The sequence below is a fragment of the Nocardioides aquiterrae genome, from assembly GCF_039526625.1.
Lineage (GTDB): Bacteria > Actinomycetota > Actinomycetes > Propionibacteriales > Nocardioidaceae > Nocardioides > Nocardioides aquiterrae.
On sequence record NZ_BAAAJE010000004.1, the window covers coordinates 81,511 to 104,777 of the forward strand.

Sequence of the window (23,267 nt, forward strand, 5' to 3'; positions counted from 1 at the left end):
CGCGCGGTCTGCACAAGCGCCGACTCGACCGCTTTCGGGCCTGCAGTAGCGCCGACTCGGCGTTGCGTCAGATGAGGCCGAGCTCCGTGACGGCCTCGCGCTCCTCGGCGAGCTCCGCGGTGGAGGCGTCGATCTTCGAGCGCGAGAAGTCGTCGATCTCCAGACCCTGGACGATCTCCCAGTCGCCGTCCTTCGTGGTGACCGGGAAGGACGAGATCAGGCCCTCGGGCACGCCGTAGGAGCCGTCCGAGACGACCGCCATCGACACCCAGTCGCCCGCCGGCGAGCCGAGCAGCCAGTCGCGGGCGGCGTCGATCGTGGCGGACGCGGCGGACGCGGCCGACGACGAGCCGCGGGCCTCGATGATCGCGGCGCCGCGCTTGGCGACGGTCGGGATGAAGGTGTCCTCGATCCAGGACTGGTCGTTCACGACCTCGGCGGCGTTCTTGCCGGCGATCTCCGCGTGGAAGATGTCGGGGTACTGCGTGGCGGAGTGGTTGCCCCAGATCGTCATCTTGGTGATGTCGGTGACGGCGGCGCCGGTCTTCGCGGCGAGCTGCGAGATCGCGCGGTTGTGGTCGAGGCGGGTCAGCGCCGAGAACCGCTCCCGCGGGATGTCGGGGGCGTTGGTCATCGCGATCAGCGCGTTGGTGTTGGCCGGGTTGCCGGTCACGCCGATGCGGATGTCGTCGGCGGCCACCTTGTTCAGGGCCTTGCCCTGCGCGGTGAAGATCGCGCCGTTCGCGGAGAGCAGGTCGCCGCGCTCCATGCCCGCGGTGCGCGGACGGGCGCCGACCAGCAGCGCGAGGTTCGCGCCGTCGAAGATCTTCTCGGCGTCGTCACCGATCTCGACACCGGCGAGGTTGGGGAACGCGCAGTCGTCGAGCTCCATCACGACACCCTCGAGCGCCTTGAGCGCGGGCGTGATCTCGAGCAGCCGCAGCTCGATCGGCCGGTCGCCCAGGAGCGCCCCGCTCGCGAGGCGGAACAGCAGGCTGTAGCCGATCTGGCCGGCGGCGCCGGTGACGGCGACCTTCAACGGGGTAGAGCTCACGACGACTCCTCGATCACGGTCCGGGACACTTCGCCTCCCGACGCTAGCAGCGGGAACGTACCCTGCGATGCTGGGGTCCATGACGGTGCGGGCGGTGGCGGTGCTCACCCTGCTCGCCGCTCTCGCCCCGTCGCTGGCCGGCTGCGGCACGGCCTCGGCGCCGAGCCCGCCGACCGGCGTCGACGAGCTGGTGATCCCGACGCCCAGCCCCGACCCCGCGGACTTCGTCGCCCGCGTGGACAACCCGTGGTTCCCGCTCACCCCGGGCACCCGCCGGGTGTACGACGTCGCCGACGCGGACGGCACGCACCCGCTGGTCGTCACGGTGGCCCCGGGCCAGGTGATCGACGGCGTCGGCACCACCGCGCGGGTCCAGACCGAGCGCGGCCGGCGGACCGTCGACTTCTACGCCCAGGACGACCGCGGCAACGTCTGGTGGTTCGGCCGCCAGGGGGAGTGGGAGGCGGGCGCCGACGGTGCCGAGGCCGGGCTGGCGATGGCCGCGGACCCGCGGGTGGGCGACGGCTACCGGACGGCGTACGCCGCGGGCGTGGTCGAGGACCGCGCCAGCGTCGAAGCCGTGTCCGACGACCTGGTCACGGTGGTGGTCCGCTCCGCGCTGCGCCCGGGAGCGAGCGCCGAGCAGACCTACCTGCGCGGCACCGGGCTGGAGTCCGAGCAGGTGGTCTCCGGCGCCTACCGCGTGGTGCGGCTGCGGCAGTAGTCCGCTACTGCGGCGGCCGGATCCGGGTCTGGTCGCCCGGGTCCTCCCCGGCGTGCGGCTCCTGCTCCTGGGCCGCCTGCTCCTGGGCCGCCTGCTGGGCGCGCCACTGCTCGGGGGTCTGGCCGACCGGGTGCCACTGCTGGCCGACCGGGTCCCACTGCCAGCCGTCCTGGATGATCGGCTGCGCGGCCTGGTAGCCGGCGGCGCCGGTCTCCTGGTTCCACTGCTGCTGGTACTGGTCCGGGCCGAGGACGACGGTCTGCGCCCGCGGCCGCGGGAAGGTGATGCCGGAGCCGGGAACCGCCTCGCCGGCCCGGCCGAACAGGGCCGGGTAGCCGAAGCCCGCCACCGCCGCGCCGACCAGCGGCGCGAGGATGAACAGCCAGAGCTGGAGGATGGCGTCGCTGCCGGCGAACAGCGCCGGCCCGATCGAGCGGGCCGGGTTCACGGACGTCCCGGTCGCCGGGATCATCACGAAGTGGATCGCGGCGAGCGTGAAGCCGATGGTGAGCGGGGCCAGTGCGGGGTGCTCGAACCGTTCGTCGGTGACCGCGAGGATCACGAGGACGAACACGGCGGTCATCAGCGCCTCCATGAGGAACGCCGCCCACCAGGCGTAGCCGCTGCCGGGCTCACCGAAGGAGTTCTGGCCCATGTGCCCCTCGGCGGTGAAGCCCGCGAACCCCTGCATGAGGAGGAAGAGCGCGAGCGCGCCGAGGAAGGCGCCGGCCAGCTGGGCCAGCACGTACAGGCCGGTCTCGCGCCAGGAGATCCGGCCGCTGATCGCGGCGCCGACCGAGACGGCGGGGTTGAAGTGCCCGCCCGAGACCCGCCCGAAGGCGTAGGCCATGACCATCACCGCGACACCGAACGTGAGGCCCACCGTCGTGATGGTGGAGATCGCCCCCGTGGTGGCGGCGTAGACGACGGACCCGCAGCCGAAGAAGACGAGGACGAAGGTCCCGAGCACCTCGGCGGCGAGCTTCTGCTGGACGCCCGGAAGGGCGGCGGTCGACTCTGCCATGGGCCGACTCTAGTGTGGATGGGTCGACCTCGTCAGGTATCTTGACGTCAAGGTATTTCCCTCGAGCCCTCAGGAGTCGCGGAGCATGGCCACGATCATCTACACCCACACGGACGAGGCGCCGCTGCTGGCGACGTACTCGTTCCTGCCGATCATCCAGGCGTACGCCGCTCAGGCGGGTGTGGACGTGGAGACCCGCGACATCTCGCTGTCGGGCCGGATCCTGGCCCAGTTCGGCCTCGCCGACGACGCGCTCGCGGAGCTCGGCGCGCTGGCGAAGACCCCCGAGGCGAACATCATCAAGCTGCCGAACATCTCGGCCTCGGTGCCGCAGCTCAAGGCCGCGGTCAAGGAGCTCCAGGACCAGGGCTTCGACGTCCCCGACTACCCGGAGAGCCCCTCGACCGACGAGGAGAAGGAGATCCGGGCCAAGTACGACCGGGTCAAGGGCTCCGCGGTCAACCCGGTGCTGCGCGAGGGCAACTCCGACCGCCGCGCGCCCGCGTCGGTCAAGAACTACGCGAAGAGCCACCCGCACCGGATGGGCGCCTGGTCGCCGGACTCCAAGACCAACGTCGCCACCATGGGCCAGCACGACTTCCGCTCCAACGAGAAGTCCGTCGTCATGCCGGCCGACGACACCCTCACGATCAAGCACGTCGGCGCCGACGGCACCGAGACCGTCCTCAAGGACGGGATCGCGGTCCTCGCCGGCGAGGTCGTGGACGGCACGTTCATGGACGTCGCCGCCCTGCGCCGCTTCCTCACCGAGCAGATCGCCCGCGCCAAGGCCGAGGACGTGCTGTTCTCGGTGCACCTGAAGGCCACGATGATGAAGGTCTCCGACCCGATCATCTTCGGCCACGTCGTGCAGGCGTTCTTCCCGACCCTGTTCGAGCAGTACGGCGAGCAGCTCGCCGCCGCGGGCATCTCCCCGAACGACGGCCTCGGCGGCCTGCTCAACGCGGCCGCGAAGCTGCCCGAGGGCGACGCGATCAAGTCCGCCGTCGACACCGGCCTCGCCGAGGGCCCGCGGATGGCGATGGTCGACTCCGACCGCGGCATCACCAACCTGCACGTCCCCTCCGACGTGATCATCGACGCCTCGATGCCGGCGATGATCCGCACCAGCGGCCACATGTGGGGCCCCGACGGCAACGAGGACGACACCCTCGCGGTGATCCCGGACTCGTCGTACGCCGGCGTCTACCAGACCGTCATCGACGACTGCCGCGCCCACGGCGCCTTCGACCCGGCCACCATGGGCTCGGTGCCCAACGTCGGCCTGATGGCCCAGGCGGCCGAGGAGTACGGCTCCCACGACAAGACCTTCGAGATCCCGGCCGCGGGCACGGTCCAGGTCGTCAACGGCGCCGGCGACGTGCTCATCGAGCACGACGTGCAGCCCGGAGACATCTGGCGCGCCTGCCAGACCAAGGACGCCCCGATCCGCGACTGGGTCAAGCTCGCGGTCTCGCGGGCCCGCGCGACCGGCGCGCCGGCGGTGTTCTGGCTCGACGAGACCCGCGCCCACGACGCGAACCTGATCGCCAAGGTGAAGGACTACCTCGCGGAGCACGACACCGAGGGGCTCACGATCGAGATCATGGCGCCGGCCGAGGCGACGGCGTACTCGCTCGAGCGGATCCGCCGCGGCGAGGACACGATCTCCGTCACCGGTAACGTGCTGCGCGACTACAACACCGACCTGTTCCCGATCCTCGAGCTCGGCACGTCGGCGAAGATGCTGTCGGTCGTCCCGCTGATGAACGGCGGCGGCCTGTTCGAGACCGGCGCCGGCGGCTCCGCGCCGAAGCACGTGCAGCAGCTGGTCAAGGAGAACTACCTGCGCTGGGACAGCCTGGGCGAGTTCTTCGCGCTGGTGCCGTCCTTCGAGCTGTACGCCGAGCAGGCGGGCAAGCCGGGCGCGAAGGTGCTGGCGGACACGCTGGACCGGGCCACCGGGACGTTCCTCGACAACGACAAGTCCCCGACGCGTCGCGTGGGCGGCATCGACAACCGCGGCTCGCACTTCTACCTGGCGCTCTACTGGGCCCAGGAGCTGGCGAACCAGACCGACGACGCCGAGCTCGCGGCCGCGTTCAAGCCGCTCGCCGACACCCTCGCGGCCGCCGAGCAGACCATCGTCGACGAGCTGATCGGCGTGCAGGGCTCGCCGGTCGACATCGGCGGCTACTACCGCCCGGACGACGACAAGGCGTCGGCCGTGATGCGCCCGTCCCGGACCCTGAACGAGGCGATCGCGTCCCTTGGCTGAGCCCACCGATCCCGAGCAGCCGGTCTACGACCGCTGGTCGCGACCGCAGGCGCTGAGCAACCGCGGGTACCTGCTCGCGGTGCTCGTGCCGGTGCTCGTCGCGGCCGCGGCGTTCGGCGTGATCTCGCTGGTGTCCGCCGGCGACGAGACCGGGAGCGGCGTCACCGTGCGCCTCCCGGTCTCCGGCTGGGCGCCGGGCAGCGGCGGCGACGCCGCCGCCCCGATCGAGGGCGTGCTCGCGGTCGACGCGAACCGGTGCGTCTACCTGACGCCCTCGGTGCGCGGTGGCAACGAGCCGGACCGGATCTGGCCCGTGTGGCCCGAGGGCTACCACGCCACGCTGAACGGGAACCGGCTGTCGCTCTACGACCAGGACGACGAGGTGGTCGCGGTCGACGGCGACCACCTCCGGATGGGCGGCAGCGGCGCGCCCGCCGGCAACTTCGCCACCCAGCCGTGCCTGCCCGACAGCGGCACCGTCGCGGTCGTGCAGTCGGCCGTGGAGGTCGTGCCGTAGCTCCCCGCGCCACCGCGGGACGTCATACGGACAGTGTGTCCCCTTCCACCGTCCGTATGACGTCCCGGCGGGCCTCGCGAGGAATAGGTGCGCACCGCGTCGGGGTTGGAGACTGAGTTGGCCCCCGACCGGAAAGTGCAGCCGCCGACACATGACGACGACCGCTCCACCGACGACGGGCAGCACCCGCAGCCCGGCTGCGCACTTCACCCTCGCGGTGCTGGCGCTGGCGCTGGGCGGGTTCGCGATCGGCACGACGGAGTTCGTGACGATGGGGCTGCTGCCGCAAATCGCCCGCGGCGTGGACGTCTCGATCCCGCAGGCCGGCCACGTCATCTCGGCGTACGCGCTGGGCGCGGTCGTCGGCGCGCCGGTGATCGCGGTCTTCGGCGCCAAGCTGCCCCGCCGCGCGCTGCTCGTGGGGCTGATGGCGGCGTACGGCGCCTTCAACGTGCTGTCCGCGCTGGCGACGAGCTACGGCGTGCTGTTCCTCGCCCGCTTCCTCGACGGGCTGCCGCACGGGGCGTACTTCGGGGTCGCGTCCCTGGTCGCCGCCAGCCTGGCCGCACCCGGCCGCGCCGGCCGGGCGGTCGCGGCGGTCATGCTGGGCATCTCGGTGGCGAACGTCGTCGGCGTCCCCGCCGCCACCTGGCTCGGCCAGCAGGTCGGCTGGCGGTCGGCGTACGTGTCGACGGCCGTGCTGTCCGTCGTGGCGATGGCGCTGATCCTCGCGTTCGTGCCGAGCCTGCCGGGCGACCCGCACGCGACCGGCCGCAAGGAGATGACCTTCTTCCGCAACGGCCAGGCGATGCTGACCCTGCTCGCGGGCGCGGTCGGCTTCGGCGGCCTGTTCGCGGTCTACTCCTACATCGCACCGACCGTCACCGACGTGGGCGGTCTGCCGGAGTCCGCGGTGCCGGTCTTCACGGCCGGCTTCGGCCTCGGCATGGTCGCCGGCACCTGGGTCGCCGGCCGGCTCGCCGAGTGGTCGCCGTTCCGCACGCTGATCCTCTCCGGGATCGCGTCATTCGTCGTGATGCTCCTGGTCTGGGCGGTCGCCCCGTTCGGCTGGGCGCTGCTGCCCGTGGTCTTCCTGGTCACGGCGACCGGCTCGGTGCTCGTGGTGAACCTGCAGCTGCGCCTGATGGACGTCTCGGGTGAGGCGCAGACGCTCGGGGCCGCGATGAACCACGCCTCGCTCAACCTCGCCAACGCGCTCGGCGCCTGGCTCGGCGCCCTGGTGATCGCCGCGGGGTACGGCTACCGCTCGCCGGCCCTCGTCGGGGCGGCGCTGTCCGTGCTTGGCATCGGGGTGCTGTTCTGGTCGGCCCACTCGGACGCCAGGAGGTCGTAGCCGACCAGGTCGACGGCGTTCCCGTCGCCGTCGTGCGCGGCCCGCCGGAGGACACCCACCCGCTGCATGCCCAGCTTCTCCAGCACCGCCAGCGACTCCGCGTTCGGTGCCACCGCGTAGCCCGCGAGCCGCGGCAGGCCCAGGTCCTCGAACGCGTGGCGTACGGCGACCGCGGCGGCGCGCGAGGTCAGGCCACGGCCGCGGGCGTCCGGGTGGGCCAGGTAGCCGATCTCCGGCTCGCCGGTGAAGCGGTACAGGCCGACCGCGCCCATCAGCCGGTCGTCGTCCGGCGTGCAGAAGGCCCAGGTGATCGTGTGGTTGGTCGCCAGCCGCTCCTGCACCTGCTCGAGGTAGCGCCGGCCGTCCGCCGCGCCCGGGTCGCGGGGCAGGAACGGCAGCGCGTGCTGCGTGGCCGGGTCGCCGAGCGCCTCGACGAGGCGGGGCAGGTCGGCCTCGGTGAACGGCCGCAGCCGGACCCCGTCGCCCTCGAGGACCGGGTTCGACAGCCAGGTCGTGCGCGGCTCCCGCGGGTCGTCGCGCAGCAGCGTGCCGACCCAGGCGGTGCGCAGCTCGCCGCGCTGGGGCTGCCAGTCGCGCACCGTGCCCTCGAAGGAGAACCCGAACTTCCACGCCACCCGTCGCGACGCCCAGTTGCCGACGTGCGCCCACCAGATCACCGTGCGCAGGTCCATCTCGTCGAAGCCCCACGCGAGGAGCAGCCGCAGCCCGCGCTCGACGTACCCGGTGCCGCGCAGCCACGGGTGCGCGCCGTACCCGAGCTCGGCCCGGCCGTCGCCGGCGTTGCGGAGCGAGATCGTCCCGCCGTACCGCCCCTCGGCCTCGAGCACGAACCCCCACTCGGTGTTCTCGGCCCAGCCCCGCGGCATCAGCTCGGTGACGAAGAACTCCGCGTCGGCGCGCTCGTAGGGCACCGGGACGGTGGTCCAGCGCTGCGACTCCGGGTCCAGGGACTGCTCCATGGCGGCCTCGACGTCGTCCGGGCGGTGGGCGCGCAGCGTGACGACTCCGTCGGTCAGGGTGGGGACGGTCGACATGGCGACACCCTCACCGACCGCGGCGCCGCCGGGCAAACCGGTAACCGGGCACCGGACACCTCGTTGGTGGGGACATGCTCCTTCGTGCGGCCCTCGCGACCGTCCTGCTCGCCGGCGCGCTCTCCGGCGCGCCCGCCCACGCCGCCCCCGCCGACGTGCCCGCGCGCGCGGAGCTCGGCTCCCGCGCCGCGACTGCCGGCACCCGCTGGATCACCGACGAGCGGGGCCGGGTCCTGGTGCTGCAGGGCCTCAACATGGTCTACAAGATCGCGCCCTACGCCCCCGACGAGGTCGGCTTCGGCCGCGACGACGCGCAGTTCCTCGCCCGCAACGGCTTCACCACCGTGCGGCTGGGCCTGATCTGGAAGGCGGTCGAGCCCGAGCCGGGGCAGTACGACGACGCCTACCTGGCCCGGATCCGCCGGACCGCCCGGATCCTCGCCGACGCCGGCATCTGGACGCTGCTCGACTTCCACCAGGACATGTACCACGAGCGGTTCCAGGGCGAGGGCGCCCCGGACTGGGCGGTCCAGGACGACGGGCTGCCGGCCCAGCCGCAGCTCGGCTTCTCGTCCAACTACTTCGGCATGCCCGCGCTGATGCGGGCGTTCGACCACTTCTGGGCGAACGACCCCGGTCCCGGCGGCGTCGGTCTCCAGGACCGGTACGCCGCGGCCTGGGCGCACGTCGCCGACTTCTTCCGGGGTGCGCCCCGGATCCTCGGCGTCGACCTCTTCAACGAGCCCTGGCCCGGCTCCACCTGGCAGCAGTGTGCCAACCCGGCCGGCTGCCCGGTCTTCGACGCCCAGCTCGAGGCGTTCACCCAGCGCGTGATCGACGCGATCCGCGCGGTCGACCCGCGGACGCCGATCTTCTACGAGCCGCACGTGCTGTTCAACAACGGCTCCCGGACCCACGTCACCCCGGAGGGGGCAGGCCTGGGGTTCTCGTTCCACGACTACTGCCTGACCGCGGAGGCCGGCGGCGAGGGGTCGGGCCAGGCCGCGTGCGACGCGTTCGACGACCTGGTCTTCGACAACGCCGACGCCCACGCCGCCGACACCCACGACGCACCGCTGCTCACCGAGTTCGGCGCCACTACCGACCGGACGACGCTCACCGCGATGGTGGACCGCGCGGCGGCGCACCGGGTCGGGTGGCAGTACTGGGCCTACTGCGGCTGCGACGACCCGACCACCACCGGGCCGGGGGCGACCCAGGCGCTGGTGCTGGACCCGTCCCGGCCGCCCCGCGGCGACAACGTCGACCGGGCCAAGCTCCGCGCGATCGCGGTGCCGCACCCCCAGGTCGTGGCGGGCGTGCCGACGGCGTACTCCTTCGACCGGGACACGCACGTCTTCGCGGCGTCCTGGAGCACCCGCCGCGCGGGTGGCGGCGGGTTCGGCGCCGGCTCGCGGACCGTGCTCAGCATGCCGCGCCTCGTGTACGGCGACACCTACCGCGTGGCCGTGAGCGGCGGCCGAGTCGTGTCGGAGCCCGGTGCCCGCACGCTGGTGGTGGCGCAGCGTCGCGGGGCGGACCGGGTGCGGGTCGTGGTACGCCCGGGGTGACCGCCCCCGGGTGCCCGAATGACCACCCGCATGGGTCAGAATGACGCCCATGTCCACCACGACCGCGCCCGAGGTCGCCACGTCCGCGCAGGGCTCCGGGACCGCCCGCCCGCGGGTGCTCTCCGGCATCCAGCCGACCGCCGACTCGTTCCACTTCGGCAACTACCTCGGCGCGCTGCGGCAGTGGGTGGACCTCCAGGAGGACTACGAGCCGTTCTTCTTCATCGCCGACCTGCACGCGATCACCGTGGAGCAGGACCCGAAGGTGCTGCGCGAGCGGACCCTGCGCGCCGCGGCGCAGCTGATCGCGATGGGCATCGACCCCGCGCGGTCCGCGATCTTCGTGCAGTCCCAGGTCCCCGAGCACGCCCAGCTCGGCTGGGTGCTCCAGTGCCTCACCGGCTTCGGCGAGGCCCGCCGGATGACGCAGTTCAAGGACAAGTCCGCGAAGGGCGGCGAGGGCGCGGCCAGCGTCGGGCTGTTCACCTACCCGATCCTCCAGGCGGCGGACATCCTGCTCTACCGGCCGCACTTCGTGCCGGTCGGCGAGGACCAGCGCCAGCACCTCGAGCTCACCCGCGACCTCGCCCAGCGCTTCAACAGCCGCTACAAGAAGACCTTCCGGCTGCCCGAGCCGTACATCCTCAAGGCGACCGCGAAGATCACCGACCTCCAGGACCCGACCTCGAAGATGTCGAAGTCGGCGTCGTCGCCGTCGGGCATCGTCGAGATGCTCGACGACCCGAAGGTGTCGGCCAAGAAGATCCGCTCGGCGGTGACCGACTCGGGCTCGGAGATCCGGTTCGACCCCGAGGGGAAGCCGGGCGTCAGCAACCTGCTGACGATCCACTCCGCACTGTCCGGCCGCAGCATCGCCGACCTCGAGGCGGCGTACGAGGGCCGCGGGTACGGCGACCTGAAGAAGGACCTGGCCGAGGTCGTGGTCGACTTCGTGACGCCGTTCCGCGAGCGGACGCTGGAGCTGCTGGACGACCAGACCTACCTGACCGACGTCCTCCGCCGCGGTGCGGAGCAGGCCGGGGCGGTGGCCCAGGCGACGCTGCGCGACGTCTACCAGCGGGTCGGCTTCGTGGCGGCGGGCCAGTAGGGTCGTCGGGTGGTCACCATCGGCGTCGCTGTCGCGATCCCGGAGCCCTGGGCGACCGAGCTCCAGGACTACCGGACCTCGGTCGGCGACACGACCGCGGCCATGATCCCGACCCACATCACGCTGGTGCCGCCGACGGAGATCGACGACGTCCACCTCGCCGACGTCGAGAAGCACCTGGAGGAGACCGCGGCCGAGATGGACAGCTTCTGCGTCCACCTGCGCGGCACCGGCACCTTCCGGCCGGTGTCCCCGGTGGTCTTCGTGACGCTGGTCGAGGGCATCTCCAACTGCGAGCAGCTCGCCAAGTCACTGCGCCGGGGCCCGCTCGACGTCGACCTGCAGTACCCCTACCACCCGCACGTCACGATCGCCCACCACCTCGGTGACGAGCAGCTGGACCGGGCGTTCGAGGAGCTCTCGGGCTTCGAGTGCGAGTTCGACGTCACCGGGTTCCACCTCTACGTCCACGACGTCGAGACCGGCTGGCGGCCCACCCGGGACTTCCCGCTCCAGGCGGCCGCGGCCGACTGATGGCGGGTCTCGGGGAGCGGGTCCGCGCGCGCGTCGACGACGTCCGCCGCCGCCGTCCGCTGGTCGACCACCTGGTCCGCATGCAGGAGCACTACGGCCGCGTGCAGGCCGGCCAGCAGGCGGGTGCGGTCACCTACTTCGGCTTCCTGTCGTTCTTCCCGATCCTCGCGCTCTCGTTCTTCGTAGTGGGTTGGATCTCGCGGGTGTACGCCGGCGCCCGGCAGGACCTCGCCGAAGCCCTGAACGGCGTGATGCCCGGCCTGATCGGCAGCGAGCAGGGGCAGGCCACCCTCGGCCAGATCGAGAAGGCCGCCGGCACGCTCGGGATCATCGGCGCGGTGCTGCTGCTGTACTCGGGCCTCGGCTGGCTGTCGGCGATGCGGGCCGCGCTCGGCGCCGTCTTCGAGACGCCGGCGAAGGAGCAGCCGGGCTTCGTCGCAGCCAAGCTGCGCGACCTCCTCGCGCTCGTGTCGATCGGCCTGGTGCTGTTCGTGGCCGTGGTCGTGGCCGGCCTGGTCGGGGGCTTCTCGGGGTCCCTCCTGGACTGGGCCGAGGTCGACCTGGACATCGGCTGGCTGATCACCGCGCTGACCGTCGTGCTGGGCCTGGCCGCGAACACGCTGCTGTTCGTGCTGATGTTCCGGCTGCTCGCCGAGCCGCACGTGCCGCGCGGCGCGCTCTGGCAGGGCGCCGCCCTCGGAGCCCTCGCCTTCGAGCTGCTCAAGCAGGCCTCCGGGCTGCTGCTCCGGGTCACCCAGGGCAGCCCCGCCTTCCAGGCGTTCGGCATCGCGCTGATCGTGCTGGTCTGGATCAACTACTTCTCGCGGATCGTCCTCTACGCCGCCGCGTTCACCTGGACCGCGCCGTCGGCCCGCGCACTGCGGGGGTCGGAGCCCGCCGCACCGGTCCAGGGGCCGCCGTCGCCCCCGCTGCGGTCCGAGGCCGAGGAGGCGCCCGCCTGGGTCGCGCCGTACGTCGCGGGGGCGCTCAGCACGCTCGGCCTGGTGGCCGTGGCGCGGCGGCTGACCCGGCGCCGGTGAGGCCGCGCGATCCGGTGCAACCAAACGCGGTCGGAGGGCGTCTGACCGAGCGTAGGATCCAGCCAGGGTCCGGGAACGGGGAGGTTCGGCCATGAGCCGTCGGCGTCGTACTGCACACGAGAAGGTCGTCCGGCTGCGAGTCGCCCAGGCCAAGGCACGCCGCCGCCGGGCCCGGGCCGGCCGGGCCGCCGGCGCCGCGACCGCCGCCGCGGTCGGTCTCGCCGGTCTCGCGGCTCCCGTCGCCTCCGTCGCCGCCGCCCCCAGCACCGTCAGCAGCAACGCCCAGTGTGGGAGTGCACCGACCCCGCCGAGCTCGCCGAACGACATCACCGCGGTCGGCAGCTCGGTCTTCTTCACCGCCGACGACGGCCTGCACGGCCGGGAGCTGTGGAAGTCCGATGGCACCGCCGCGGGCACGATGCTGGTCAAGGACGTCGTCCCCGGCGCCGGCTACTACGACCGCCCGTCGTCGCTCACCGCCGTGGGTGACACGCTGTTCTTCGTCGCCGACGACGGCAAGCACGGCCGGGAACTGTGGAAGTCCGACGGCACCGCGGCCGGCACGATCATGGTCAGGGACATCGACTCCGACGGCGGCTACTACAGCGGCCCGACCTCGCTCACCGCCGTCGGTGACACGCTGTTCTTCTCCGCCGACGACGGCGTGCACGGCCGGGAGCTGTGGAAGTCCGACGGCACCCGGGCCGGCACGGTGATGGTCAAGGACATCTCGCCGCTCGACAACGGCTACTACAGCGGACCCACGAGCCTGACGGCCGTGGGTGACCGCCTGTTCTTCAGCGTCGACGACGGCGTGCACGGCCGGGAGCTGTGGAAGTCCGACGGCACCGGCGCCGGCACGGTGCTGGTCAAGGACATCCACCCGGGGGAGTACGGCAGCGTGGTGGGCGGGATGGCCGCCGAGGGCGACACCGTGTTCTTCTCCGCCCGGGACGGCGTCCACGGGGCGGAGCTCTGGAAGTCGGACGGGACCGCCGCCGGCACCGCGCTGGTCAAGAACATCAGCCCGGGCGCCGGCTCCAGCCGGCCCTCCTACCTGACCGCCGTCGACGGGACCATGTTCTTCACCGCCGACGACAGCGAGCACGGCCCGGCCCTGTGGAAGACCGACGGCACCGAGGCCGGAACCGTCCTGGTCAAGGACGTCAACCCCGGCCAGAGCTACTACGGGGCCACCGCGCTGACCGCGGTCGGCGGCACCCTGTTCTTCCGCGCCGACGACGGCACCCACGGCTACGAGCTGTGGAAGTCGGACGGCTCCGAGGCCGGGACGGTGCTGGTCAAGGACATCAACCCCGACCTCTACAACAGCTCGCCGTACTCGCTGGTCGAGTCCGGCGGCACCCTGTTCTTCACCGCGGGCGACGGCGACCACGGCCGGGAGCTGTGGAAGTCCGACGGCACCGAGGCGGGCACCGTCATGGTCCGCGACATCCAGCCCTCGGGCACCTACTACGGCCCCAGCGACCTGGCCGACGCCGACGGCATCCTGTTCTTCCGGGCCGACGACGGCCTCCACGGCAGCGAGCTGTGGACCTCCGACGGGTCCGAGGCGGGCACGACGCTCGTCGAGGACATCAACGCGGGCGGCGGGTTCGCGGTCCCGTCCGAGGGCAAGGCGGACACCAGGAACGGCACGCTGAAGCTGAAGGTGTCGGTCGACGGAGCCGGCACGCTGGCGGTGGCCCCGGTCGGCGGGTCCCAGATCAAGCCGTCGGCGACGGACGCGGCCAGGGCGGGCACGGTCACCGTGACGCTGCGGCCGACGAGGGCGGGCATGAAGGAGCTGCGGAAGAACGGTGTGCTCCGGGTCCGGGCGAAGTTCACCTTCACGCCGTGCGGAGGAGGCGGCAGCAGCGTGGTCCACCGGTACACGCTGAGGCTGCGGTGACGTCGCCGGCCGACGTGCCGGCGACCGAGGTGCGCTTCCACCACAGCGCGGGCTTTCCCCGCGCGCTGGCCGAGGCGGGCTGCTCGCTGCTGGTCTCGACCTACCAGGCCGGGCAGCTGGTGGCCGTCGGCGTCGCCGAGGACCGGCTGAGCTTCTCGTTCCGGCGGTTCGACCGGGCGATGGGCGTCGCGGTGGGCGCGGACCGGGTCGCGGTCGGCGGCAAGTCGCAGGTCTGGTTCCTGCGCGAGTACCCCGAGGTCGCCGCCGGGATCCCGCCGGCCGGCCGGTTCGACCGCTGCTGGCTGCCGCGCTCCTCGGCGGTCACCGGGGCCATCTCGTGCCACGAGCTCGCGTGGGGCGACGACGGCCTGTGGGTGGTCAACACGGCATTCTCCTGCCTCGCGCAGCTCGACGAGCGGCACAGCTTCGTGCCGCGGTGGCGGCCGCCGTTCGTCTCGGCGCTGGCCGCGCAGGACCGCTGCCACCTCAACGGGCTGGCGATGCGCGACGGGCGCCCGGCGTTCGTCAGCCTGTTCGCGCCCAGCGACGAGCCCGGCGGGTGGCGAGCGAACCGCAACGACACCGGCACCGTGCTCGACATCGACACGGGGGAGACGGTGACGACCGGGCTGGCGATGCCGCACTCACCCCGCTGGCACGACGACCAGCTGTTCGTCCTGAACTCCGGCTTCGGCCGGCTCGAGCGCGTCGACCTCGCCACCGGGAGCCGGGACGTCGTGGCGACGTTCCCGGGCTACGCCCGCGGCCTGGCCTTCCATCGGGGGCTCGCCTTCGTCGGACTCTCCCGGATCCGGGAGACCAACGTCTTCGGCGGCGCACCGATCGCGGCGTACCACGACCAGCTCAAGTGCGGCGTCGGCGTGGTCGACCTGGCCACGGGGACCACCGTCGCGACCCTCCAGTTCGAGAACGGCGTGGAGGAGATCTTCGACGTGCAGGTGGTGCCCGGGGCCCGCTGTCCCACGCTCGGTGAGGACGACGACGTCTGGGTGCTGCCGCCCCCGTGACCTGACCCGGTGGTCGACGCCGTCGAGAGCAGCCGCCGTTGGTCGAGCTTGTCGAGACCCCCGCAGCCTTGTTGGGGCCTTGGTCACGGTGGATCAGGCCGACATTCGTCTCACCGGGTTTCGAGACGCGTCGCTCGGTCCGTCGCTTCGCTCCGGTCCGAGCCGACGCTCCTCAACCTTCACCGCTGGTCGCTGCCCTCGCAGGCTCGGGCAGCGGCGGTTCAGTGACCGTGCCGCAGGGCGGCGTGGAGGTCCCAGTTGAGCCGGGAGATCACGTCGAGCGGGATCTCCTTGGGGCAGGCGGCGGTGCACTCACCGATGTTGGTGCAGCCGCCGAAGCCCTCGGCGTCGTGCTGGGCGACCATGCCGACCACGCGGGTGTCCCGCTCCGGCTGACCCTGGGGGAGCTCGCCGAGGTGGGTGATCTTCGCCCCCATGAACAGCGAGGCCGAGCCGTTCGGACACGCCGCGACGCAGGCGCCGCAGCCGATGCAGGTCGCCACGTTGAACGCGCGGATCGCGTCCTCGCGGGGGACCGGCACGGAGTGCGCCTCCGGCGCGGAGCCGGTATTGACCGAGATGAACCCGCCGGCCTGGATGATCCGGTCGAAGGCGCCGCGGTCGACCACGAGGTCCTTGACCACCGGGAACGCGTCGGAGCGCCAGGGCTCGATGACGATCTCGTCGCCGTCCTTGAAGGACCGCATGTGCAGCTGGCAGGTCGTGGTGACCTCCGGGCCGTGCGCCTGGCCGTTGATCATCAGGCCGCACGTGCCGCAGATGCCCTCGCGGCAGTCGGAGTCGAACGCTACCGGGTCCTCGCCCTTGGCGATGAGGTGCTCGTTGAGCACGTCGAGCATCTCGAGGAACGACATGTCCTCCGAGACGCCGTCCAGCTCGTAGGTGTGCATCGCGCCCTTGGTCCGGGCGTCCGGCTGACGCCAGATCTTGAGGGTGACCTTCACTTGTAGCTCCGCTGCTTCATCTCGATGGCCGTGTAGACGAGGTCTTCCTTGTGCAGGACGGGCGGCTCGCCGTCGCCCGCGAACTCCCACGCCGCGACGTACGCGAACTGGTCGTCGTGGCGCAGCGCCTCGCCGTCCTCGGTCTGCGACTCGGCCCGGAAGTGGCCGCCGCAGGACTCGCGGCGGTTGAGCGCGTCGATGCACATGAGCTCACCGAGCTCGAAGAAGTCGGCCACTCGGCCCGCCTTCTCCAGGGACTGGTTGAGCGAGTCGGCGGTGCCGAGCACCTTCACGTTGCGCCAGAAGTCGTCCTTGAGGGTGCGGATCAGGTCGATCGCCTTCTTCAGGCCGTCCTCGGTCCGCTCCATACCGCAGTACTCCCACATGATGTTGCCGAGCTCGCGGTGGTACGAGTCGACGCTGCGGGTGCCGTTGGTGCTCAGGAAGTGGGCGACGCGGTTCTCGACGGCCTGCTTCGCCTCGACGACCGCCGGGTGGCTCTCGTCGATCTTCTCGAACGGGCCGTCCGCGAGGTAGTCGCGGATGGTGTGCGGGAGGACGAAGTAGCCGTCCGCGAGACCCTGCATCAGCGCGGACGCGCCGAGGCGGTTGGCACCGTGGTCGGAGAAGTTGGCCTCGCCGGTCACGAACAGGCCGGGGATCGACGACTGCAGGTCGTAGTCGACCCACAGGCCGCCCATCACGTAGTGGACGGCGGGGTAGATCCGCATCGGGGTCTCGTACGGGTTCTCGCCGGTGATCCGGGCGTACATGTCGAAGAGGTTGTCGTACTTCTCCTCGATGCCCTCGCGGCCCAGGCGCTCGATCGCCGAGCTGAAGTCGAGGTACACGCCGCGGCGCACGCCGTCGACCTCGGGGCCCACGCCCCGACCCTCGTCGCACACGTTCTTCGCGGCGCGGGAGGCGATGTCGCGGGGCACCAGGTTGCCGAAGGACGGGTAGATCCGCTCCAGGTAGTAGTCGCGGTCCTCCTCGGGGATGTCCCGCGGGTCCTTGTCGCAGTCCGCCTTCTTCTTCGGCACCCAGATCCGGCCGTCGTTGCGCAGCGACTCCGACATCAGCGTCAGCTTCGACTGGTGGGTGCCGGTGACCGGGATGCAGGTCGGGTGGATCTGCGTGTAGCAGGGGTTGGCCATGTACGCACCCTTGCGGTGCGCGCGCCACGCGGCGGTCACGTTGGAGCCCATGGCGTTGGTGGAGAGGAAGAAGACATTGCCGTAGCCGCCGGTGGCCAGCACGACGACGTCGGCCAGGTGGGTCTCGATCTCGCCGGTGACCAGGTCGCGGGCGATGATCCCGCGGGCCTTCCCGTCGACCACGATCACCTCGAGCATCTCGTGGCGCGTGTACTGCGTGACGGTGCCGGCGGCGACCTGCCGCTCCATCGCCTGGTAGGCGCCGATCAGCAGCTGCTGGCCGGTCTGGCCGCGGGCGTAGAAGGTGCGGGACACCTGGACGCCGCCGAAGGAGCGGTTGTCGAGGAGGCCGCCGTACTCGCGCGCGAACGGGACGCCCTGCGCGACGCACTGGTCGATGATGTTGGTGCTGACCTCGGCCAGCCGGTAGACGTTCGACTCGCGCGAGCGGTAGTCGCCGCCCTTGACCGTGTCGTAGAAGAGCCGGTGGACGGAGTCGCCGTCCTCCTTGTAGTTCTTCGCGGCGTTGATGCCGCCCTGGGCGGCGATCGAGTGGGCCCGGCGCGGCGAGTCCTGGTAGCAGAACGACTTCACGTTGTAGCCGGCCTCGCCGAGCGTGGCCGCCGCGGAGGCGCCGGCCAGGCCGGTGCCGACGATGATGATGTCGAGCTTGCGCCGGTTGGCCGGGTTGACCAGGCGGGCCTCGAACTTGCGGGTCTGCCAGCGGTCCGCGATCGGGCCCCCGGGCGCCTTGGTGTCGGCGATCGGGTCGCCGGGCGTGTAGTAGCCGGCCGCGTCGTCGCCGTGCTCGTGACCGGGGGCGTCGTGCGAGGGGTCGCCGGTGAGCGTGGTGTCAGGCATGTCGGTCATCTGCGAGCCCTTACTTGGTGATGACGCCCGCGAGGACGAAGATCGGGACGAGGGAGAAGCCGCCGGCGATCACGACCGCGAGGATCCAGCCGAGGGCCTTGGCGTTGCGGCGGGCGCGGGCGTTGTTGGTCAGCCCGAGGGTTTGCGCGGCGCTCCAGGTGCCGTGGTGCAGGTGCATCGCGAGCGCGAACATCGCGACCAGGTAGATGAGGGTCATCCACCAGGTGTCGAACGTGTCGACGAGCAGGTTGTACGGGTCGTTGGTGCTGCCGCCCTGCACGTTGACCTTGCCGATCGTGAAGTTCAGCAGGTGCCAGACCAGGAAGAGCAGGATGGTCAGGCCGCCCCAGCGCATCCAGCGCGAGGAGAACGACGACGCGAGGTTCTTCTTGACCACGTACCGCTGGGAGCGGGCCTTCGCCGCGCGGCGCCAGAGCGCCAGCGCGGCGTACACGTGCACGACCAGGGCGACGATGAGGACCGCGCGCATGATCCAGAGGAAGCCCGTGTAGGGGAGCATCGGCTCGCCCAGGGTCCGCAGGTGCTCGGCGTACTGGTTGTAGGCGTCGTGCCCGGAGAAGGCCTTGAGGTTCCCGTACATGTGCGCCAGCACGTACAGGATGAAGAGGATGCCGCTCGCGGCCATCAGGAGCTTGAGGGTGATCGTCGAGCGCGACGCCCGCGCACCGGTCACCAAGGTCGTCGTTGCCACAAAGGGCCACGCTACCCGGCCGATCCGCGGCGGATGGACGGGGGCAGTGTGACTTACGTCCGGTTACCGGCGGGTCGGAACGTGTTCTCGGAAAGTGGGTGTGGGCCCTTTCACATCGCGCCGGGAGTGTGCAGACTGCACAGGCACCCGACCCACCGGAGGTGGCGATGGCGTCGACCGACGCGCAGGAGACGACAGCAGGCTCGGCAGGTGTGAACGGCCCGACCCGGGCCCGCATCGGAGCGCGAACGCTCCGGACCGACACGTGGTGGCTCTACCCGCTCGCGACGTTCGTCGTCTTCTCCGGGTTCGTGGTGTTCGCGACGTACCGGGCGTTCGACGGCGACAACTACTTCGTGGAGCCGTACCTCTCGCCGTTCTACTCGCCGTGCCTCACCGACTCCTGCCAGGCCGGCTCGTCGGACTTCGGCCAGCCGATCTCCTGGTGGAGCCTCTCGCCCGCGCTGATCATCCTGATCTTCCCGCTGGGCTTCCGGCTCACCTGCTACTACTACCGCAAGGCGTACTACCGGGCCTTCTGGCTCTCGCCGCCGGCCTGCGCGGTCGCGGAGCCGCACGCGAAGTACACCGGCGAGACCCGGTTCCCGCTGATCCTGCAGAACATCCACCGCTGGTTCTGGTACGCCGCGGTCGTGGTCGCGCTGATCCTCACCTACGACGCGGTCCTCGCGTTCGGCCCCGCCGAGGGCGAGCCCGACGGCATCCACATGGGCCTCGGGACCGTGCTCATGTGGGCCAACGTCGTGCTCATCTGGCTCTACACGCTGTCCTGCCACTCCTGCCGGCACATCACCGGCGGCCGGCTGCGGCACTTCTCCAAGCACCCGGTCCGCTATCGGATGTGGACGTTCGTCTCGAAGCTCAACGCCCGGCACGGCACCTATGCCTGGTACTCGCTGTTCTCGGTGGCGATCGTCGACTTCTACATCTACCTGCTCGCCACCGGCGCCTTCGACGACCCGAGGTTCTTCTGATGAGTGACCGGCACCCGATGACCGGGAACGAGATGTCCGGCGCCGCCGAGGGCGGCATGGAGCGGCACGAGTACGACGTGGTCGTGGTCGGCGCCGGGGGCGCCGGCCTGCGCGCGGCGATCGCCGCGCACGAGGCGGGCGCCCGCACCGCGGTGGTCTGCAAGTCCCTGCTCGGCAAGGCCCACACCGTGATGGCCGAGGGCGGCATCGCCGCGGCGATGGGCAACCGCTGGCCCGAGGACAACTGGGAGGTGCACTTCCGCGACACCATGCGTGGCGGGAAGATGCTCAACAACTGGCGGATGGCCCAGCTGCACGCCCAGGAGGCGCCCGAGCGGGTGCAGGAGCTCGAGGACTGGGGTGCGCTGTTCGACCGCACCGAGGACGGGCTGATCTCGCAGCGCGACTTCGGCGGCCACAAGTACGCCCGGCTCGCCCACGTCGGCGACCGCACCGGCCTGGAGATGATCCGGACCCTCCAGCAGCGCACGGTGCAGCTCGGCATCGACGTGTTCATGGAGTGCACGATCACCGAGCTGCTCGAGGATCGCCGAGACGACGGGCAGAGCACGATCTCCGGGGCGTTCGGCTACTGGCGCGAGTCCGGCCGGTTCGTGACGTTCGCCGCGCCGACCGTGATCCTCGCGACCGGCGGCATCGGCAAGTCGTTCAAGGTCACCTCGAACTCGTGGGAGTACACCGGTGACGGCCACGCGCTCGCCCTGCGCGCCGGCGCGGCGCTGATCAACATGGAGTTCGTGCAGTTCCACCCGACCGGCATGGTCTGGCCGCCGTCGGTGAAGGGGCTGCTGGTCACCGAGTCGGTGCGCGGCGACGGCGGGATCCTGCGCAACTCCGAGGGCAAGCGGTTCATGTTCGACTACATCCCGGAGTTCTTCAAGGCGGAGACGGCCGACACCGAGGAGGAGGCCGACCGCTGGTACGACGACAAGAAGAACAACCGTCGTCCCCCCGAGCTGCTGCCCCGGGACGAGGTGGCGCGGGCGATCAACGCCGAGATCAAGGCCGGCCGCGGCTCACCGCACGGCGGCGTCTACCTCGACATCGCCTCCCGGCGGCCGCCGGAGTTCATCCGCAAGCGGCTGCCGTCGATGTACCACCAGTTCAAGGAGCTGGCCGACGTCGACATCACCAAGGAGCCGATGGAGATCGGCCCGACCTGCCACTACGTGATGGGCGGGGTCGAGGTCGACCCGGACACCCAGGAGAGCGCCGTTCGCGGGCTGTACGCCGTGGGGGAGTGCTCCGGCGGCATGCACGGGTCCAACCGGCTCGGCGGCAACTCGCTCGGCGACCTGCTGGTGTTCGGCAAGCGGGCCGGCGAGGCGGCTGCGGCGTACGCCGCTGGCCTGTCGGCCCGGCCGGCCGTCGCCGAGGACGCCGTCAAGGCCGCCCAGGCGAGCGCGCTGGCGCCGTTCGAGGTCTCTGCTGATTCCGGTGGAGGCGGCGAGAACCCGTACGCCATCCAGCAGGACCTCCAGCAGGCGATGAACGACCTGGTCGGCATCATCCGCACCGCCCGGGAGCTCGAGGAGTCGCTCACCGAGATCGAGGCGTTCAAGGAGCGGGCGAAGCGGATGGTCGTGGAGGGCCACCGGCAGTACAACCCGGGCTGGCACCTCGCGATCGACCTGCGCAACATGCTCCTGGTCTCCGAGGCGATCGCGAAGGCGGCGCTGGCGCGGGAGGAGTCGCGCGGCGGCCACACCCGCGACGACTTCCCGAAGACCGACAACGAGGCGTGGGGCAAGAAGAACCTCGTCGTCACCCTGAACGCCGGCGGTACCGGCGTGGACCTGTCCGAGAAGCCGTTGCCGGTCATGCCGGACGAGCTCACGAAGTACTTCGACTGAGGGGACCGACATGGGCTACACGCTGAAGATGCGGGTCTGGCGCGGCGACCAGTCCGGCGGCGACCTGGGCGACTACGAGGTCGAGGTGTCGGAGGGCGAGGTCGTCCTCGACGCGCTGCACCGCCTCCAGGCGACGCAGGCCGGCGACCTCGCGATCCGCTGGAACTGCAAGGCGGGCAAGTGCGGCTCCTGCTCCGCCGAGATCAACGGCCGGCCGCGGCTGCTGTGCATGACCCGGCTCTCGGACTTCGAGCCCACCGAGACGATCACGGTCACGCCGATGCGCACGTTCCCGGTGATCCGCGACCTGGTCACCGACGTGTCGTACAACTACGAGAAGGCCAAGGAGCTGCCGTACGCCCAGCTCCCGCCCCGCGACCCCGACGGCAAGCGGCGGATGGCGCAGATCGACGTCGAGCGGGGCCAGGAGTTCCGCAAGTGCATCGAGTGCTTCCTGTGCCAGAACACCTGCCACGTGGTCCGCGACCACGAGGAGAACAAGCCGGCCTTCGCCGGGCCCCGGTTCTTCCTGCGGTACGCCGAGCTCGACATGCACCCGCTGGACACCCACGACCGCCGCGCGCTCGCCCAGGGCGCCGCGGGCCTCGGGATGTGCAACATCACCAAGTGCTGCACCGAGGTCTGCCCGGAGAACATCAAGATCACCGACAACGCGATCATCCCGATGAAGGAGCGCGTCGTGGACCGCAAGTACGACCCGCTGGTGTGGCTGGGCAGCAAGATCGGCCTCCGCAACCGCGACAACGACGGGCGGACCGAGGTCTGACCGCCCGCGCCGGTGGTGTACGGCGGGCAGTTTCCGTTCAATTGCTCGGTGAGACTGGGGTGGGCGCGCTCCCACTGCAGTCTCACCGAGCAATTGAACGACTACGCCCGCACCTGCGCCTCAGCCCAGCAGTGCCACCAGCGCCGTCGCGACGGCGTACGCCGCGAGTCCGGCGGCGGCCGCGACGACCGCGGTGACCAGCACCAGGGTCAGCAGCGCCTTGAGGGCGGTCCCCGTGCGGGGGTGGTGCTCGAGTACGGCCATGGCTCGTCCCTCCCGAGTGACCGAGATGGGGATCCCCGGCGTGCGCCTCGGTCCGCGCCCGCCGGATCACCCGCTCCGGGTGATACCCGTCCGACGCCTCCGCGGGCCGGTGCGTTGCCCCCGCCGGGTTGCGGTTCGGTCACGACGGGTGCGGCCCCGGCCGTTGTCGGTGGCCGGTGCCAGGCTTCCGGCATGGCGGATCCGGGTGTGGCGGTCAGGGTGGACGAGGCGGGTGTGCACATCACGGGGACCGGGCCCGGAGTCGAACGGTTCGTCGCGCTGCTGCGCGACGAGGCGGCCAAGCTCGCGGCGCTGGGTGACGCCAGCCCGCTGGAGGAGCGGATGGCCCGGGCGCTGGGCGTGGTCGCCGACCGGCAGGCGGCGCTCGACCTGTCGGCGGGCTCGCAGGTGACCTGGTGCGGGTGGACGCGGACGGAGGGGTAG

At 71.4% G+C, this 23,267-nt stretch carries 21 protein-coding genes; 14 read left to right on the top strand and 7 right to left on the bottom strand.

Features of this window, described 5'->3' with window-relative positions:
- Positions 1-67 precede the first annotated feature (67 nt).
- Positions 68-1,054: a malate dehydrogenase gene (locus tag ABD086_RS06125; protein ID WP_343906592.1), complete on the bottom strand. Its 987-nt coding sequence runs from the start codon at positions 1,052-1,054 to the stop codon at positions 68-70.
- Positions 1,055-1,133: 79 nt separating this feature from the next.
- Here ABD086_RS06125 and ABD086_RS06130 point away from each other — a divergent pair, with 79 nt between their 5' ends.
- Positions 1,134-1,778 (top strand): hypothetical protein, encoded by a 645-nt coding sequence (locus ABD086_RS06130; protein ID WP_343906593.1) that lies wholly within the window; start codon positions 1,134-1,136, stop codon positions 1,776-1,778.
- 4 nt (positions 1,779-1,782) lie between these two features.
- On the opposite strand, the gene ABD086_RS06135 is transcribed toward ABD086_RS06130, so the two are convergent.
- Entirely contained in the window at positions 1,783-2,802 is a 1,020-nt protein-coding gene (locus ABD086_RS06135; RefSeq protein WP_343906594.1) for an MIP/aquaporin family protein, read from the bottom strand.
- An 85-nt stretch (positions 2,803-2,887) separates the two neighbouring features.
- Here ABD086_RS06135 and ABD086_RS06140 point away from each other — a divergent pair, with 85 nt between their 5' ends.
- From ABD086_RS06140 to ABD086_RS06150, 3 genes are all read left to right on the top strand, one after another.
- A complete protein-coding gene (locus ABD086_RS06140) occupies positions 2,888-5,080 on the top strand; it encodes an NADP-dependent isocitrate dehydrogenase (protein ID WP_343906595.1) in 2,193 nt (730 codons plus the stop codon).
- Positions 5,073-5,597: a hypothetical protein gene (locus tag ABD086_RS06145; RefSeq protein WP_343906596.1), complete on the top strand. Its 525-nt coding sequence runs from the start codon at positions 5,073-5,075 to the stop codon at positions 5,595-5,597. Before ABD086_RS06140 ends, ABD086_RS06145 begins: the two co-directional genes overlap by 8 nt.
- Before the next feature lie 151 nt (positions 5,598-5,748).
- Positions 5,749-6,951 (top strand): MFS transporter, encoded by a 1,203-nt coding sequence (locus tag ABD086_RS06150; RefSeq protein ID WP_343906597.1) that lies wholly within the window; start codon positions 5,749-5,751, stop codon positions 6,949-6,951.
- On the opposite strand, the gene ABD086_RS06155 is transcribed toward ABD086_RS06150, so the two are convergent.
- Positions 6,858-8,006 carry a GNAT family N-acetyltransferase gene (locus ABD086_RS06155; RefSeq protein ID WP_343906598.1) on the bottom strand — a complete coding sequence of 383 codons (1,149 nt, stop codon included), beginning with the start codon at positions 8,004-8,006 and terminating at the stop codon, positions 6,858-6,860. The genes ABD086_RS06150 and ABD086_RS06155 overlap by 94 nt on opposite strands.
- A 74-nt stretch (positions 8,007-8,080) precedes the next feature.
- On the opposite strand from ABD086_RS06155, the gene ABD086_RS06160 reads away from it, so the two are divergent.
- From ABD086_RS06160 to ABD086_RS06185, 6 genes are all read left to right on the top strand, one after another.
- Positions 8,081-9,577, top strand: a complete 1,497-nt coding sequence (locus tag ABD086_RS06160) for a cellulase family glycosylhydrolase (protein ID WP_343906599.1) — start codon at positions 8,081-8,083, stop codon at positions 9,575-9,577.
- 49 nt (positions 9,578-9,626) lie between these two features.
- Entirely contained in the window at positions 9,627-10,685 is a 1,059-nt protein-coding gene (trpS, locus tag ABD086_RS06165) for a tryptophan--tRNA ligase (protein WP_343906600.1), read from the top strand.
- A 9-nt stretch (positions 10,686-10,694) separates the two neighbouring features.
- Entirely contained in the window at positions 10,695-11,219 is a 525-nt protein-coding gene (locus ABD086_RS06170; RefSeq protein ID WP_343906601.1) for a 2'-5' RNA ligase family protein, read from the top strand.
- Complete coding sequence (locus ABD086_RS06175) at positions 11,219-12,259, top strand: YihY/virulence factor BrkB family protein (protein WP_343906602.1); 1,041 nt, start codon at positions 11,219-11,221, stop codon at positions 12,257-12,259. The genes ABD086_RS06170 and ABD086_RS06175 overlap by 1 nt, the downstream gene beginning before the upstream one ends.
- Before the next feature lie 91 nt (positions 12,260-12,350).
- Complete coding sequence (locus ABD086_RS06180) at positions 12,351-14,171, top strand: ELWxxDGT repeat protein (protein WP_343906603.1); 1,821 nt, start codon at positions 12,351-12,353, stop codon at positions 14,169-14,171.
- Positions 14,168-15,199, top strand: a complete 1,032-nt coding sequence (locus tag ABD086_RS06185) for a TIGR03032 family protein (RefSeq protein WP_343906604.1) — start codon at positions 14,168-14,170, stop codon at positions 15,197-15,199. The genes ABD086_RS06180 and ABD086_RS06185 overlap by 4 nt, the downstream gene beginning before the upstream one ends.
- Positions 15,200-15,420: 221 nt before the next feature.
- Here ABD086_RS06185 and ABD086_RS06190 read toward each other — a convergent pair whose 3' ends face one another.
- From ABD086_RS06190 to ABD086_RS06200, 3 genes are read right to left on the bottom strand one after another with little or no spacing between them, the layout of a single operon-like run.
- A complete protein-coding gene (locus ABD086_RS06190; RefSeq protein WP_343906605.1) occupies positions 15,421-16,164 on the bottom strand; it encodes a succinate dehydrogenase/fumarate reductase iron-sulfur subunit in 744 nt (247 codons plus the stop codon).
- A complete protein-coding gene (locus tag ABD086_RS06195) occupies positions 16,161-18,182 on the bottom strand; it encodes a fumarate reductase/succinate dehydrogenase flavoprotein subunit (RefSeq protein ID WP_343906646.1) in 2,022 nt (673 codons plus the stop codon). Before ABD086_RS06195 ends, ABD086_RS06190 begins: the two co-directional genes overlap by 4 nt.
- Positions 18,183-18,201: 19 nt before the next feature.
- The gene (locus ABD086_RS06200) at positions 18,202-18,903 is read right to left on the bottom strand and encodes a succinate dehydrogenase cytochrome b subunit (RefSeq protein ID WP_343906606.1); all 702 of its coding nucleotides are present in this window, start codon (positions 18,901-18,903) and stop codon (positions 18,202-18,204) included.
- 167 nt (positions 18,904-19,070) lie between these two features.
- Here ABD086_RS06200 and ABD086_RS06205 point away from each other — a divergent pair, with 167 nt between their 5' ends.
- Genes ABD086_RS06205 through ABD086_RS06215 form a run of 3 tightly spaced genes read left to right on the top strand, consistent with a single transcriptional unit; the run spans position 19,071 to position 22,559 of the window.
- Entirely contained in the window at positions 19,071-19,898 is an 828-nt protein-coding gene (locus tag ABD086_RS06205) for a hypothetical protein (RefSeq protein WP_343906607.1), read from the top strand.
- Entirely contained in the window at positions 19,898-21,772 is a 1,875-nt protein-coding gene (locus tag ABD086_RS06210; protein ID WP_343906608.1) for a fumarate reductase/succinate dehydrogenase flavoprotein subunit, read from the top strand. Before ABD086_RS06205 ends, ABD086_RS06210 begins: the two co-directional genes overlap by 1 nt.
- Before the next feature lie 10 nt (positions 21,773-21,782).
- A complete protein-coding gene (locus tag ABD086_RS06215) occupies positions 21,783-22,559 on the top strand; it encodes a succinate dehydrogenase/fumarate reductase iron-sulfur subunit (protein ID WP_343906609.1) in 777 nt (258 codons plus the stop codon).
- A gap of 120 nt (positions 22,560-22,679) precedes the next feature.
- On the opposite strand, the gene ABD086_RS06220 is transcribed toward ABD086_RS06215, so the two are convergent.
- A complete protein-coding gene (locus tag ABD086_RS06220; RefSeq protein WP_296606811.1) occupies positions 22,680-22,823 on the bottom strand; it encodes a hypothetical protein in 144 nt (47 codons plus the stop codon).
- Between the two features lie 192 nt (positions 22,824-23,015).
- Here ABD086_RS06220 and ABD086_RS06225 point away from each other — a divergent pair, with 192 nt between their 5' ends.
- A complete protein-coding gene (locus tag ABD086_RS06225; RefSeq protein WP_343906610.1) occupies positions 23,016-23,267 on the top strand; it encodes a hypothetical protein in 252 nt (83 codons plus the stop codon).

Coding starts and splice junctions, on each gene's coding strand:
- ABD086_RS06130 (WP_343906593.1), top strand. CDS start 1,134: ATGACGGTGCGGGCGGTGGCGGTGCTCACCCTGCTCGCCGCTCTCGCC.
- ABD086_RS06135 (WP_343906594.1), bottom strand. CDS start 2,802: ATGGCAGAGTCGACCGCCGCCCTTCCGGGCGTCCAGCAGAAGCTCGCC.
- ABD086_RS06140 (WP_343906595.1), top strand. CDS start 2,888: ATGGCCACGATCATCTACACCCACACGGACGAGGCGCCGCTGCTGGCG.
- ABD086_RS06150 (WP_343906597.1), top strand. CDS start 5,749: ATGACGACGACCGCTCCACCGACGACGGGCAGCACCCGCAGCCCGGCT.
- ABD086_RS06155 (WP_343906598.1), bottom strand. CDS start 8,006: ATGTCGACCGTCCCCACCCTGACCGACGGAGTCGTCACGCTGCGCGCC.
- ABD086_RS06160 (WP_343906599.1), top strand. CDS start 8,081: ATGCTCCTTCGTGCGGCCCTCGCGACCGTCCTGCTCGCCGGCGCGCTC.
- trpS (WP_343906600.1), top strand. CDS start 9,627: ATGTCCACCACGACCGCGCCCGAGGTCGCCACGTCCGCGCAGGGCTCC.
- ABD086_RS06175 (WP_343906602.1), top strand. CDS start 11,219: ATGGCGGGTCTCGGGGAGCGGGTCCGCGCGCGCGTCGACGACGTCCGC.
- ABD086_RS06180 (WP_343906603.1), top strand. CDS start 12,351: ATGAGCCGTCGGCGTCGTACTGCACACGAGAAGGTCGTCCGGCTGCGA.
- ABD086_RS06195 (WP_343906646.1), bottom strand. CDS start 18,182: ATGCCTGACACCACGCTCACCGGCGACCCCTCGCACGACGCCCCCGGT.
- ABD086_RS06205 (WP_343906607.1), top strand. CDS start 19,071: ATGGCGTCGACCGACGCGCAGGAGACGACAGCAGGCTCGGCAGGTGTG.
- ABD086_RS06210 (WP_343906608.1), top strand. CDS start 19,898: ATGAGTGACCGGCACCCGATGACCGGGAACGAGATGTCCGGCGCCGCC.
- ABD086_RS06215 (WP_343906609.1), top strand. CDS start 21,783: ATGGGCTACACGCTGAAGATGCGGGTCTGGCGCGGCGACCAGTCCGGC.
- ABD086_RS06220 (WP_296606811.1), bottom strand. CDS start 22,823: ATGGCCGTACTCGAGCACCACCCCCGCACGGGGACCGCCCTCAAGGCG.
- ABD086_RS06225 (WP_343906610.1), top strand. CDS start 23,016: ATGGCGGATCCGGGTGTGGCGGTCAGGGTGGACGAGGCGGGTGTGCAC.